Origin of the sequence: Streptomyces sp. NPDC127038 (assembly GCF_042725875.1) — a bacterium.
Taxonomy (GTDB): Bacteria; Actinomycetota; Actinomycetes; order Streptomycetales; family Streptomycetaceae; genus Streptomyces.
Genome location: NZ_JBHXDQ010000029.1, coordinates 57,576 through 71,506, shown reverse-complemented (window position 1 = coordinate 71,506; position 13,931 = coordinate 57,576). Strand labels below are relative to the sequence as shown.

The 13,931-nt window shown below is 71.8% G+C and carries 7 protein-coding genes; 1 reads left to right on the top strand and 6 read right to left on the bottom strand.

Annotated elements, in window-relative coordinates; genetic code table 11:
- Window positions 1-5: 5 nt before the first annotated feature.
- The 6 genes from ACFWI4_RS21150 to ACFWI4_RS21125 form a co-directional block, all read right to left on the bottom strand.
- Window positions 6-2,414, bottom strand: coding sequence for a galactose oxidase-like domain-containing protein (locus tag ACFWI4_RS21150; RefSeq protein ID WP_387198371.1), 2,409 nt, complete (start codon window positions 2,412-2,414; stop codon window positions 6-8).
- A complete protein-coding gene (locus ACFWI4_RS21145) occupies window positions 2,414-3,619 on the bottom strand; it encodes a glycosyltransferase (protein WP_385402258.1) in 1,206 nt (401 codons plus the stop codon). Before ACFWI4_RS21145 ends, ACFWI4_RS21150 begins: the two co-directional genes overlap by 1 nt.
- Entirely contained in the window at window positions 3,616-5,346 is a 1,731-nt protein-coding gene (locus ACFWI4_RS21140; RefSeq protein WP_387198367.1) for an ArnT family glycosyltransferase, read from the bottom strand. Before ACFWI4_RS21140 ends, ACFWI4_RS21145 begins: the two co-directional genes overlap by 4 nt.
- A complete protein-coding gene (locus tag ACFWI4_RS21135) occupies window positions 5,343-6,605 on the bottom strand; it encodes a glycosyltransferase (protein WP_387198364.1) in 1,263 nt (420 codons plus the stop codon). The genes ACFWI4_RS21140 and ACFWI4_RS21135 overlap by 4 nt, the downstream gene beginning before the upstream one ends.
- A 181-nt stretch (window positions 6,606-6,786) precedes the next feature.
- On the bottom strand, window positions 6,787-8,838 hold the full coding sequence (locus ACFWI4_RS21130; protein WP_387198361.1) for a thioredoxin domain-containing protein: 2,052 nt from the start codon (window positions 8,836-8,838) through the stop codon (window positions 6,787-6,789).
- A 63-nt stretch (window positions 8,839-8,901) separates the two neighbouring features.
- The gene (locus ACFWI4_RS21125) at window positions 8,902-10,533 is read right to left on the bottom strand and encodes a recombinase family protein (protein ID WP_387198357.1); all 1,632 of its coding nucleotides are present in this window, start codon (window positions 10,531-10,533) and stop codon (window positions 8,902-8,904) included.
- Between the two features lie 201 nt (window positions 10,534-10,734).
- Between ACFWI4_RS21125 and ACFWI4_RS21120 the strand changes: the two genes are divergently transcribed.
- Window positions 10,735-13,929: a tetratricopeptide repeat protein gene (locus ACFWI4_RS21120; protein ID WP_387198354.1), complete on the top strand. Its 3,195-nt coding sequence runs from the start codon at window positions 10,735-10,737 to the stop codon at window positions 13,927-13,929.
- Window positions 13,930-13,931 lie beyond the last annotated feature (2 nt).

Genomic DNA, 13,931 nt, shown 5'->3' with positions numbered 1-13,931 from the left:
CCCGGCTATCGCCGAGCCAGGTCCCTGGCTCCGCAGGCCAGTCCGTCCCCGCTGGGGTCGAGGCCGAGCGGGTCGTCCTTTCCGTTGATCCGCAGCCGCCCGTAGTCGTTCTTCCGCAGCCAGGCGCAGCGGGAGGCCGTCGTCCCCTTCACCCCGGGCGGGAAGACCGTCGGCACGCAGACGTTGATGGTGCCGTAGTGCCGGTCGCAGCCGGAGACGGTCGTGGAGACCTTCTGCGAGGTCCGCTTCTTCCCCGGTCCCTGGACGGCGCCCGTGAGGTCGTCGGCGAAGGAGTGGACGTGGGCCGAGGCGGTGTCCGTGGCGAGCGCGGCCGGACCCTGGAGATGCACCCACCGGGCCACCGAGGGAACGCCGTTGGCGTCGACGGCGAAGAGCATGTACCAGCCGGGCGGCGCCAGGTCCGGGTTGCTCGTCACGTTCAGGTCGACGTTGTTCCCGTCCACGCTCAGCGGCAGGTCCACGAACCGCTGGTTGGGGTCGGAGGAGTGCGTCACGGCGGCGGGCCGGATCAACTCGGCCTTCACGACCGGCCGGTCGACCGTGATGCGCTGCGTGTCCCCGTACACCCACTCGCTGTCGATCACCGAGGTGATCGAGGGGCGGGTGCCCTTGAGGAGGTACGGCGGGGTGTAGATCGACACGTCGTGGTTCCAGGTGCCGTTGCCCGGGTTGTCGCCGGTCGCCATCACCCGGCCGTCCGGCAGCAGGAACGCCGAGGAGTGGTAGCCGCGTGCCTCCGGGTCCGGGGCCACCGGGTCGAAGGTCGTGGTCGCGGGATCGAAGATCGACGCCTCGTAGACCGGATCGGCGCGGTTGTGCAGCGCGCCGCCGGTCTCCAGGACCTTGCCGTCGGGCAGCAGGACCGCGGAGACGTACATCTTGCCCTGGGCCCCGGTCTCGGCGACCTGGCCGGTGCCGGGGTCCACCGTCCCCTGCGGGAGCGGCGGGCCCATGGTGTAGGCCGGGTTCGCCGCCTTGAGGTCGATGATGTCGGTGAGCCGGCCGGCGTCCGGGTTCGAGTCGATGTTGCCGCCGCCGATGGTGAGGACCTTCTGGTCCTGCGCCGGGGGCAGCAGCACGCTCGCGGACTGGTCGCGCTGGTCCTTGTTCCGGAGTCCGGGGACCGCGGTCGTGGTGTTGGCGTCGTAGTCGTAGATCGCCGAGCCGGTGCCCGGTGTGCCGTTGCCGAAGACGTGGCTGCCCGAGTAGAAGAGCCGCCCGTCCTGCATCAGGATCATCGACGGGTACAGGCCCCAGAACGACCAGGTCTGGTTGACCTGCCACAGCGGCAGCCACTGCTGCTGCGCGTCCGACCAGCGCTCGGCGGTCACCGAACCGGAGGAGTCCTCGCGCAGACCGCCGAACGAGATGATGTCGCCGTTGCCCAGTTCGGTGGCCGACGGGTACCAGTGGCCGTCGTTGAGGTCGTTCGTCCTGCTGTACGTCTCGGTGACCGGGTCGAAGACGTACGACTCCCTGTACCCCTCGTAGCCGTGCCCGCCCGCGACCGGGAAGGCCTTGTTGCCGCTGAGCACGAGCACCCGCCCGTCGGCGAGCTGGACGTGGCCGGAGCAGAACATGTCCTTGGGCGTGGGGATCACCTTGTACGAGCCGGTCGCCGGGTCGTACACGGCGGAGGTGAAGGTGCCGGCGTCGAAGTTCTCCTCGCTGTTCCCGGAGCCCGCGATCAGCAGCACCTTGCCGTTGTTGAGCACCACGGAGTGCATGGAGCGGACCGGGTTCTGCGTGGGCAGGACCGTCCACCTCCCGTTCGCGCACTCGTCGGCGGTGCCGGTGCAGGTGGCCGGCGGGACCGGCTCCGAGACCTGCTCCATCGTGTAGTCGTCGGTGGTCGCCGAACCCGTGCCGTACACGGAGACGCCCCAGGTGATGCGGTCGGTGCCCGCCGGGACCGCCGGGGTCCGCACCGTCGCCGGCGCCCAGGCGGCCGACATGTCCAGGGTCTTCAGGTCGGTCCAGTACTGCCAGCCCGCCGTGGTGTCGTGCCGGAACAGCGTGATCGCCGCGTCCGGGGTCGTCGTCTTGTAGGAGAGCCCCAGGTCGTACTGCTTGCCCGGCGTGACGACGGGCGCGCACGCGGTGGACTCGGTGATCAGGGCCTTGCGGTCGCCGTCGACCCGCCGGGTCAGCGTGACCTTCATGGCCTTGGCGCCCGAGTGGGCGTCGGACACGGTCGCGAAGGCGAAGTCGTTGTCGCCCCAGCCGGACTTCTCCCAGCAGGACGGCATGCCGTCGGTGCCGTCGGTCTCGAAGCCCGGATTGGTGACGAGGTTGGCGGCCGACGCCGGCTGCGGTGACACCAGCAGCAGTCCGGCGGCCAGCGCCGTCACGGCCAGGAGCGCGGTTCTCCGTCGTGGTCCCGTCCGCCGCATCACACGGCCCTCCCCGTCGTCCGGCTCCCGTGCCGGCCGCCACCGCCCCGGCGCGGCAGGTACACCAGCGCCTCGGTCCCGGCGAAGCGCAGGACGAAGGTCGTCACCAGGGCGAGCGCGGTCGCGGACAGCACGCCCATGCCGAACCGGTCGACGAAGAGCGCGATCAGCGGGAGGCGCAGCACCAGATCCGCGTTGGCGAGCAGCGCGAACCGGCCCGCCCGGTCCCACCCCTTGCGGTGCCTTCGCCGTTCCCGGAACAGCAGTTGCTCGATGAGCAGGAAGTTCCAGGCCACGCCGAGCTGGTTGGCGAGGATCTCCGCCGGTACGTAGTGCAGTCCGGCGGCGGTGAGCGCGTACAGGCCGAGCAGGTTCGGCCCGAAGCCGGTGGCGCCGATCAGCCCGAAGACCACCATGCGGGCCACCGGCGAGGCGGTGCGCAGACCGACGAGATGGCGCAGGAACCGCAGGCCCTCAGCCGCCGTCGACTTGGACTCGCCCGCGAAGCGGTCCTGGAAGACGAACGGCACCTCGGCGACCTGGCGGGGACGGCTGCGCACGGCCACTTCGAGCAGGATCTTGTAGCCGAGCGGCCGCAGGACCTCGGCCGTGACGGCGCTGCGCCGGATCGCGAAGAACCCGCTCATCGGGTCGCTGACGCCCCGCAGCCGGCGCGGGAACAGGGCCTTGGTCAGCCAGGTCGCCGCGCGGGACACGGCGATCCGGTAGCCGCCCGCGAGCCCTTCCCTGCTGCCGCCCTCGACGTACCGGCTGGCGACCACGAGTTCGGCGTGGGTCCGCTCGCCGCGGGCGATCAACTCCGGTATCAGGGACGGCGGATGCTGGCAGTCGCCGTCCATGACGACGATCCACTGCGAGGTGGCCGCCCTGAGTCCCTCGACCACCGCGCCGCCGAGCCCGCCCGCGGGCACCTCGCGGTGCAGCACGGTCACCGGGAACGGGCAGTGCCGCGCGGCCTCCCTGATCACCTCGGGGGTGTCGTCCGTGGAGTCGTCCACGAAGACGACCTCGCAGGGCAGCCGGGCCGGCACCGAGGCGGTGATCCGGCGCAGCAACTCCCCTATGTTGGCCGACTCGTTGAAGGTCGGCACGACGACGGTGACGGCACCGGGCTCGGGTATCCCGGCGGTCCGCAGTGCCGGCTCGCCCCGTTCGCCCCGGGCCGTGCTCTCGAAGCTGCTCATCGACCGCCTCCGGATCGGGTCGCTGTGGTGGTGTCCTTGATGTCGCCGGTGCCGCCTGTACCGCCGGTGCCGCTGGTACCGCCTCCTTCTTCGCCGTCGCCGCTGTCGTCGATCCGCCGGATCTCGATGCGGTCCTCGCCCGTGCCGAAGGTGGCGACGGCCGTGGAGTGCGCGATCGCGGCCCTCACGTTCGGCAGGTCGGGCGCGTCGCGCCGTACCGTCGGGGAGGCGACCACGTAGTCGAGGTCCCTCCAGCCCCGCGGCAGCGTCCTGGTGACCGCGGGGTCGAGGTCGGCCTTGTAGAACCAGATGGCGCCTAGGCCGGGCCGGTAGCCGTCGTGCACGAGGTCGAGCCAGAGCGCGTCGTCGACCAGCACCCGGGTGTCCGCGGGGTCCTTCACCTCGGTCCTGAGCCACGAGGAGGCGGCCCGGTAGGGGGCGTTGGCGTCGGCGGTCACGGCGGTGCGGTCGCCCTCGTACCAGCGGGGCACGACGAGGGCGCAGGCGGCCACCGCCAGCGCGGCGGCCAGTCCCCGCCGCCCCCACGTCACGTACGCCCGTTCCGCGTCCGTCCGCCGTCTGCGCAGCACGGCGTGCGCGACGCTCGCGGTGCCTCCGGCGAGGACGAGGGCGAGGAAGGGCAGTGCCTGGATGACGTACATCGCGGGCAGGTAGCCGTTCGGGCGCAGGGCCACCAGGGCGAGGATCGCCACGGTGAGCGCGGGTCCCGCCAGGGCGCGCGCGGTCACCGACCAGCGGACGGTGACCAGGAGCAGCAGGGCTCCGGCCAGCCCGCCGAGCGGCAGGACCCGGTCGTAGTACAGCCAGGAGTGCAGCACCCCGTACGAGCCGGTGCCGTGCTCCAGGACGAAGCCGGAGCCGGGGCGGCTCATCTGGTAGGTGATGCCCTCCCACAGCGAGACATGTCCGCCGCCGGGGAGCAACTCGCCCTTGAGCAGGGCGAAGAGCGGGTAGGCGGCGCCGATCAGGACGCAGGCGGTGACCGCGCCGGTGAGCGCGAACTTGCGGGTGTCGCGATGGCTGTGCCGCCACATCGTGACGAACAGCGCGGGCAGGACCACCAGCATCGTCTCCTTGGTCAGCACGGCGGCGGCGGCCGCGAGGCCCGCGCCGAAGTGGTGCCAGAGGTGACGGCTCGGCGACGCGGCCAGGCAGAACGCGAGCAGCGTCCACATCACCGCGATGTTGTCGAGGAAGATCTCCCGCTGGAGCACGACCGAGAGCGGGGAGAGCCCGAAGAGGACCATCGCGAGCCCGGCCGCCCACCGCGGCAGCGACAGCCGCCGCGCCAGGACGTACAGCAGGACCGCGCTCACCGCGCCGACCAGCAGCATGACCGGGCGCATCGGGCCGACCGTCATCTGCGACGGGCCGAGGTGCGCGGGGATCCAGGTCACCAGGGCGATCTGGATCCAGCCGAGCGGCGGGTGGTCGTACCAGTACGTGTAGTGGGCCAGGCCCCTGCCCTGCTGGACGGCCCAGGCCTGGGCGAGATAGGTGCCCTCGTCGTCGCTCAGGGCCGGATAGGCGGCGATGTTCCAGCCCTGCACGACGAGGATCACGGCGAGCAGCACCGCGCACAGGATCAGATCGGGGCGCGAGCCGCGGAAGAGCGGTCCTGGAGGCGCCGCGGGGGCGTTTCCGGGCGCGGGAGGCCGCTGCGCGGGGGCCTCGGACGCGGCCGCCGCGGGAAGGGTGGAGGTCACGCGGGGACGTCCTCTCGGATCGCGTCGGTGAGATGCGCGCCGACATGACGGGTCAGCTCCCAGTCGTTGCGCCCCCGTTGCTCACGCCACACGGCGCGCACGGCGGCTCCCGCGAGCAGCACCTGGTAGAAGGGACCGCCGGCGACGAGCTTCAGGTAGTGCACGGGGCGGACGCGCAGCCCGTACTGCCTGCCGAAGTCGTGCAGTCCGACGATCTCGAAGACGAAGGTCACCAGGGCGGTCACGGCCGGCAGGAAGGTGACGAAGGCGATCCCGACGGGCACGTCGAGGAAGAGCGCCACCGCCACGTTCAGCGGGATGATCACCCCGGAGAGCGCCTGGAGGTACGGCGTCATCAGCGTGTAGCGGGCGAGCAGCCGCTGTCCGAAGCCGGGCAGCTGCTTCCAGTCGCGCTTGCGGTAGACCTGGAGGAAGCCCTGGTTCCACCGGGTGCGCTGTCTGAGCAGCGACATCAGGGAGCCGGGTGTCTCCTCCCTGGTCACCATGGCGGAGTCGTAGGCGACGACGACCTTCTTGCCGACGCTGGACAGCCGCACCCCGAGGTCGCAGTCCTCGGCGAGGCAGTCGGGGTCCCAGCCGCCGGCCTCCCGCAGGACCGCCGTCCGTACGAAGACGGTGTTGCCGCCTAGCGGGATGAACCCCTTCTGCGCGTGCAGGTGGAGGCGGGAGCGGAACCAGAAGAAGTACTCCAGGCAGTTGCGCAGGCTGTACCAGCTGGAGTGGAAGTCGATGAGCTGGACCCCGCCCTGGACGACGTCCGCCCCCGTGGTGCGGAACGCGTGGTCGACGTGGGCGAGCAGCTCCGGGTGGACCTGGTCCTCGGCGTCGAAGACCCCGACCACCTCGCCGCGGCAGTGCGGCAGGGCCGTGTTCATGGCCTTCGGCTTGTTCTTCTTCTCGTGGTGGTCGACGACGACGCGGACGCGTGGATCGCGTTCCTCGGCGCTCCGGGCGACCTCGGTGGTCTCCGGGTCGTCGTGCCCCACGATGACGATGATCTCGAAGTCGGTGTGGCCGGATTCCAGCAGCCGCCGGACGGTGTGGTCGAGCACGGCCTGCTCGTGCCGCGCGGGCAGCAGCAGCGAGAAGGACAGGCCCTCACCCCCGTCCGGGCGGGTGAACCGGGTGGAGGCGAGCACCTCGGGCGTACGCCACGCGTGCATCTGCCACCACAGGGTGAAGGCGGCCATCCAGAACAGCGTCAGCGAAACGGCAGCGATGAAGGCAGACGTGAGCAACAGATCCCCCCAGATCCCCGAACCCCCGTCGTGACAGCGCGTCATGGCTGTCACGACCCCACGCAGAAGCTATGGGCGATCTGTGAAGGACACCGGCTGCCCCGGTGAAGAGCGTGTTTCGTCACGCACGGTCAAATTGCCGAACAAACCGCTCTCTGGGGGCGTTTGGACCGGTTGGTGGCTACGTGTTTCGGCCGTTCAGGGCCGTGCGCAGCCGGTCGGGATCGGTCGTCGGGACGTCGCACGCGAAGTTACGGCAGACGTACGCGGCCGGCCTGCCGTCCACCGGCGTGCGGCCGGAGAGCAGCGGCAGCTCGTCACTGTCCGGCACCCCGACCGCCACCACGGCACCCGGCGCGGTGCCCAGGAGCGCCGCCCGCCGCAGGGCGGCCGTGGCCGGATCACCCGCCTCTCCGACCACCGCGACCTCACGGGGACCGTCGAGCAGCGCCTCGGCCACCGCGAGCCCCCACCCGATGAACCGGGGCGCCCGGGGTCCGAGCGCCTTCACCACGCCCAGCGCCCGCTCGGCGGCGGTGCGATGGGGTTCGGCGCCGGTCTGCGCGCTGTACGAGAGCAGCGCCCCTGCCGCCGCGCTCCAGCCCGAGGGCGTGGCGTTGTCGGTGGGGTCCTGCGGCCTGCGGATCAGCCGCTCCGCGTCGGCCGCCGTGTCGTACAGGGCACCCGACCCGGCGTCCGTGAACTGCGCCAGGACATGGTCGAGCAGGAACCCGGCGAACTCCAGCCAGACGCCCTCCCCCGTCACGGAGGTCAGCGCGAGGAAGCCCTCGGCGACGTCCGCGTAGTCCTCCAGCACCCCGGCGTGCGCCCCGGCCCTGCCGTCCTTGCTGGTACGGGCCAGCCGCGCCCGGTCGTCCATGTGCAGCCGTACGAGGAGGTCGGCGGCGCCGATCGCGGCCTCCACCAGGTCGGGGCGGTCGAAGTAGGCGCCGGTCTCCGCGAGGGCGGCCACCGCGAGCCCGTTCCAGGCGGCGACCACCTTGTCGTCCCGCCCGGGAGCCGGCCGCCCGGCCCGGGCCGCGAGCAGCCGCTCCCGTACGGAGGCGATCCTCTCCGCGTCGAAGACGCCTTCCTGCTGCGGAAGCTGGAGCACGGAGGCGCCCTCCTCGAAGGTGCCCTCCTCGGTGACCCCGAAGTACTGCGCGGCGAGCGCGGCGTCCGCGTCCCCGAGCACCTCGCGCAGCTGCGCGGGCGTCCACACGTAGTAGGCGCCCTCGACGTGCCGGCCGCTGCCGTCGTCGCTGTCGGCGTCGAGCGCGGAGGCGAACCCGCCCTCGGTGGTGCGCAGTTCGCGCACCATGAAGTCCGCGGTCTCCAACGCCACCCGCCGCGCGAGCCCGGACCCGGTGGCCCGCCAGAGGTGCGCGTAGGCCCGGCACAGCAGGGCGTTGTCATAGAGCATCTTCTCGAAGTGGGGCACCAAGGATCCATTCGGCCGCGCCCGCAGGACGTAGCGGTGGAAGCCTCCGCCCAACTGGTCGAAGAGACTGGAGCGCGCCATCGCGTCACAGATTCCCTCGGCCATCTCCAGGGCCCCCTCGGACTGCGTCCGGGCGTGGTGCCGCAGCAGGAATTCGATCACCATGCTCGGCGGGAACCTGGTGTCCCCAGTGCCCAGCCAGCCGCTGGCCGGGTCGTACTCCCGGGTGATCCCCAACAGTGCCTGCGAGAGCTCGCCCTCCCCGGGCGCACCGCCCGCTCCGTGATCCAGGTCCCGCCCTGCCAGGTCACGGGTGATCTTCTTGGCGACCTCTCCGACCTCGTCGCGCCGGTCTGCCCAGGCACCGTGAACGCCTTCGAGCACCTGGCGGAAGGACGGCGATCCGTGGCGGGGCTCGGGCGGGAAGTACGTACCGAAGTAGAAGGGCTCCCCCTGCGCCGTCATGAACACGGACATGGGCCAGCCGCCCTGCCCCGTCGCCGCCTGCACCGCCTCCATGTAGACGGCGTCGACGTCGGGCCGCTCCTCGCGGTCCACCTTGATGTTGACGAAGTGCTCGTTCATGTAGGCCGCGGTCGCCTCGTCCTCGAAACTCTCGTGAGCGAGGACGTGGCACCAGTGGCAGGCGCTGTAGCCCACGCTCAGGAAGACAGGCACATCGCGCCGTCGCGCCTCCTCGAAGGCGGCGGGCTCCCACTGCCACCAGTCGACCGGATTGTCCGCGTGCTGAAGCAGGTACGGAGATGTCGCATGCGCGAGTCGGTTGGCCATGCTCCATCCTTACGCACACGGCAGAACCCTGTGCACGTGCCACGAGGGCAGGCCGATGACCTGCTACGAGAGCCAGTCGAACACGAGCCGGTCCAGGATGGGTGTGTGATCCCCCCGCCGTGCCGCCGGCATGACAGTCACCCCCTTGTCGCCGAGAGCGCACCTCAGGAGCATCCGCTTCTCCGGCAGGTCCGCCGTCTCCCACGCCTCGCGCAGACTCCGGGCCGTCACTGGCGACTTGGCGGCTTCCGCGTCCAGAGCCTCCAGGGTCGCGGCCATGCTCTCCATGACGGCGCGCTGCGCCTCGCCGAGTTCCTCGAAGCGCTCCTCGTCCATTTTCCCGTACACGTAGAAGTCGTCCTCGAGCTTCCTCACCCGTTGATACGCAGCGTCGAGGGCCTTCTGAGCCTCACTCCTGCGTACCTGCGTCTCAGGAGTCGTGAACGCCATCCATCGCCGGGCGAGTTCGACGACCACGGGGTCATCGGGGGCAAGGGCTGCGACGTGGTCGACCCATGCCTGCCCGACGGCCCGGTCGATGCGTTCCGCGAGGGTCACCACACCGCGGCAGACGGAGGCGCCGCGTGTCTGCCGCGCCTGGCACCGATAGCGCCCGCCGCGATGGCTCATCGGTGCGCCGCACGGCCCGCCCTTCCCGGCCCCGTCGCCTTCGCGGATCCGCCCGCACCGGTAGCTCCCCGTCCCCAGGTACTTCGCTTCGGGCTTGCCCTTCGCCCATCGCGGATCCGTGCGCCCGGCGATGAGCGCCTTGATCCTGAACCACTCCTCCGGGGTCACCACCCCCGTGCCGCACAGGATGATCTCGCCCGTCTCGTTGCGCAGCGGATCGCCGTACCCCTCCCAGACGTCGAGAAGGTTGCCGTGTGCGTCCGTCCTGCGTCGCCGGACCGGGACCATGCCCGCGAAGAGCGGGGACTGGGCGAGCTTGCTGACCGCCGTGGGCGACCAGGTGGCCCCGCTGCGGGTCCGGTGACCCTCCTCGTTGAGCTTGTGGGCCGTGTCCTTCGTCGTCCTGTTGGCGAGCAGCATGTCCGCCAGCCTGCGGGCCGTGCCGTACTCGTCGGGATGGCGTTCGACCTTGCCGCTCCCCGGTGCGCTCCGGAGCCCGAACGGAGGCCTGCCGGTGCCGCGGCGCCCTTCCGCCTTGTGCGCGTCGTGGCCCGTTTTGACACGCTGGGCGATGTCCTTGGCCTCCTCGCGGGCACGCTCGCTCAGGATGGCGAAGACCACGCGCCCTCCCTGTGCCGAATCCAGCCCTTCGGAGACGGACACAAGTCGAGCCCCACGCCGGTCGAACTCATCGAGCATCCTGCCGACCGCGCCCATCCCGCGACGGTCGAAGCGATCCGTCTTCCACACCCCGAGCGTCCTGGACCTGCCGTCCATGATCGCTTGTGTGGCCCTCTCGAATTCCCTTCGCCGCACATGGGTCTTGGACGCCGAGAGCTGTTCGAACCAGACGTGCCGGATCTGGAGGCCGTTGGCCCGCGCCCAGCGCACCATGTCGCGCAGTTGCACCCGCAGCGTGGCCAGGGACTCCTTCTTGCTGCTGCGCCGCAGATAGGCGTCCATCAGCGCGGACGGTTCCGCCGTCGCGGGCTTGTTCAGCCCCAGTGCCGCCAGATCGTCCTGGTCGAGCCCCAGCCCGTCCAAAGTCGCATGGTCCTCGCGCATGTCCGTCCCTCTCGCTCACGAGAAGGCTATGGACAGCAATGGACCCTTGATTCCCTTTTTGCCGAAATGAAGATCCATACAGCGTGAATCATGGATAATCCGGATCTTGCTCCGATCCGAATGATCGACGCCCCCTCGCGTTCGCGTCTTCGCCGAAGGACACTCGTAGGCCAGACAGTTGCTGCCGGAGGGGGACGTGACATGCGGGACGGCCATCGGGTGGAGGCCGAGCGGCTGTTGGTCCGGGCGGTCGAGGAGGAGGTGCGCCGCTCAGGGGGGCGCGCGGACGGGGGTGCCCTGCTGTCGCGGGCGCGGGCCTCGCTCGACGCGATGGCGGAGACGGCCGCCGAGGAGTACACGGCGTACACCAGGGCGCTGGACGAGTCGGAGGCGGGACGGCAGACCTTCGGGCAGCGGTTCGCGCGCGAGGGATCCGGAACTCCCTTACTGGTGGCCGTGGTCGGCGCGGTCACGGCCGTCGTCGCCGACCTCGCCCTCGGCACCGGCGCGGGCACGGCCGTGGGCACCGGAGCGACCGTGGCCGTGGCGGGCGCGACGGCCACCGTCCTCAAGGTGACGGCCTCGCACGTGCCCGCCGCCAACCGCCGCGCGGGGGCGATCGGCCGGCCCGGCGGCCCCGAGCAGCTGCGCCTGCAGTGGCTGACGGCCCTGGAAGTACGGGGGCTACGCCCGTTCCTCGACCAGCAGCGGGTGCTCACCGCCACCACCGGTGCCAAGAAGGGCGCGCCCCAGCTGCGCCGCACCGACAAGAGCGCCGCGGCCCGCCGGCGCAGTGTGCTGGAGCACTCCTTCGGTCAACTTCCCGAGCGGGAAGGCCCGTTCACCGGGCGCCGGACGGAGCTGTCGCGGATCGCCCAGTGGGTGCACGCGGCCCGGGCGAGCACGGAGACGAAACCGACGGTCGTGGTGCTGCACGGCGCCCCCGGCTCCGGCCGCAGCACCCTCGCGGTCCGCGCGGCGCACGCCCTCAGGGACCAGTTCCGCGGGGCCTGCGTGGTCGACCTGCGGGGCGACAGCCCGGACGATCCGCCGCTGCCCACCCGCGACGCGCTGCTGCATCTGCTCAACCGGCTCGGCGCCCCGCGCGAACAGCTCCTCTTCCGTGAGCGTTCCTCGCAGGACCAGCAGGTCAAGCGGCTCAGCGAGCTGTACCACCAGCATCTGACGGGCCTGCCCGTGACGATCGTGCTGGACGACGCCAGCGACGCCGAGCAGGTGCGCACCCTGGTCCCCGAGCGTTCCGAGAGCCTGGTCCTGGTCACCGCTCGGGGGCCCCTCGACCTTCCGGCCGACCTGGCCGCCTGGGTGCACCAGCTCCCCGTGGAGGCGCTGGACGCGGCGGGCTCCGAGGAACTGCTGTCCGCGGCGGCCCAGGACGCGTCGGGCCCGTACGACGCCGAATCCGCCGACCGGATACGGGAGTTGTGCGGGGGCCTGCCGCTGGCCCTGCGGGTCGCCGGCTCCTCCCTCGGCCCCCGCACCCCGCGCGCGCTGGCCGGCGACCTCGCGGCGTACGGCCCGGTGGAACCCGTCGAGCGGGTGCTGTGGCTGCGCTACACGGACCAGTCGGACACGGCACGGCGGCTGCTGCGCCGGCTGGCACTGGCCGGCCGGGCCTCGCTGGGCGCGGCGGCGGCGGCCTCCCTGCTCGCGACGGACGAGCCCGAGGCCGTCCGTCATCTGACCGCCCTGTCCCGCGCGGGCCTGATCGACCACGTCCGCGGCAGCCGCTACCGCCTGCACGATCTCGTGCGGACCTTCGCCGCGGCCCGTCTCCTCGACGAGGAGGAGGCCTCGGAGCGCACGGCGGCGCAGGAACGCCTGATCGTGAACTACGCGGAGCTCGCGGACTCGGTGATCCGTCTGGTGGACGGCAAGACCTCGACCCGCGCCGACCAGTTCGGTCCGCAGGGCTTCACCTCGCTGGACGCCGCCCTGCGCTGGCTGGACGACGAGTCGAGCTTCATCACGGCGACCCTGCGGCACGCGGAGGGGGTGGACCAGGCGGCGGTGCTGCATCTCCTGGGCGCCCTGTGCGACTACTGCCTGCTGCGCGGCGACCTGTACCGGCTCGGCGAGATCAGCGAGCTGACGCAGGCCGTCGACCAGGGGCTCCTGGTGCGTTCGGTGCAGTGGCGCACCGGTATCGCGGCCCGCCAGCTCGGCGAGCTGGACAAGGCGCGGACGACCCTGGCCGCGGTCGTCGACCTGTACTTCGAGGCGCATCACGACGCGGGTGCCGCCCGGGCGCTGTGCTCCCTCGGCATCACGCTGCACCACCAGGGCGGGCTCGTCGAGGCGGCGGCCAAGCTCCAGGAGGCCATGGATCTCCAGGCCTCGCCGGAGCTGGCGGCCGACCGCGCCTGGACGATGCACGCGCTGGCGGCGGTGGAACGGGACCGGTCCCGGCTCGGCCAGGCCCTTCGCCTGCTCACCGAGTCGCTGGTGCTGCACCGTGAGAGCGGCTCGGTGCACGGCGAGGCCTGGGCCCACTTCCAGCTCGGCCAGCTGGGGCTGCGGATGGGCGACGTACCGCGTGCCGAGCGTGAGCTGCGCGCGGCACTCGATCTGTACGGGCGGACGCGCGACGCCCGTGGCGAGGCCTGGGCGCTCACGCAGCTGGCCCGTGCCCGGCTCGTGGAGGGTGACGCGTCCGCGGCGGCGGACGGGCTGCGCCAGGCTGCGGCCAGGCACCGTGAGAACGAGGACGCGCGCGGCGAGGCCTGGACGGTCTACTACCTGGGCCAGGCCCTGGAGGAGACCGGTGATCTGGACCGGGCGGTGCGGGAGCTGGAGCGCTCCCGGACGATGTTCTCGCGCATGCGGGACGTGTACGGGCTGGCGTGCGCCCGCCACCACTCGGCCCGGGTGACGCGCGACCAGCGCGCCGCGCAGACGGGCTCCCTGCGGAACTCGGGCTTCGCCCGCCAGCTCCTCGTGGACGCGCGGGCGGACTTCCAGCGCATCGGCGTGGCGCACGGCGAGGCGTGGACGTGCCTGGAGCTGGCCGTCGTCGAGGCGGGGAACGCCCGTACGCAGCAGGCGCTGGACCTGTGCGACGAGGCCGTGGGCCTGTTCGCCTCGTACGGCGACCGTCGCGGCGAGGACTGGGCCAGGTTCCTGCGCTGCACGCTGCTGCCCTACGCGGCACCGGGCGGCCACGAGGTGGGCGCCGCGGTGGCCGCGGAGGAGCTGGCGCAGCTCTCACGGGCGGGCCACGCCACCCGTGACGGTGGCCTGGACGGCTTCATCGAGGCGTACCGGCTGCTGCTGGAGCGCGGGGTGGACCTGGACGCCGGCTGGCAGGCCTGGCGTCTGGGCATGGTTCCGGGCCGGCACGCCCGTGACGTGATGGGCGTACCGGTACCGACGTGAGG

What these genes read in the sequence shown, in the direction of transcription:
- ACFWI4_RS21150 (WP_387198371.1), bottom strand. Translation starts at nt 2,414, where the DNA reads ATGCGGCGGACGGGACCACGACGGAGAACCGCGCTCCTGGCCGTGACG.
- ACFWI4_RS21125 (WP_387198357.1), bottom strand. Translation starts at nt 10,533, where the DNA reads ATGCGCGAGGACCATGCGACTTTGGACGGGCTGGGGCTCGACCAGGAC.
- ACFWI4_RS21130 (WP_387198361.1), bottom strand. Translation starts at nt 8,838, where the DNA reads ATGGCCAACCGACTCGCGCATGCGACATCTCCGTACCTGCTTCAGCAC.
- ACFWI4_RS21145 (WP_385402258.1), bottom strand. Translation starts at nt 3,619, where the DNA reads ATGAGCAGCTTCGAGAGCACGGCCCGGGGCGAACGGGGCGAGCCGGCA.
- ACFWI4_RS21120 (WP_387198354.1), top strand. Translation starts at nt 10,735, where the DNA reads ATGCGGGACGGCCATCGGGTGGAGGCCGAGCGGCTGTTGGTCCGGGCG.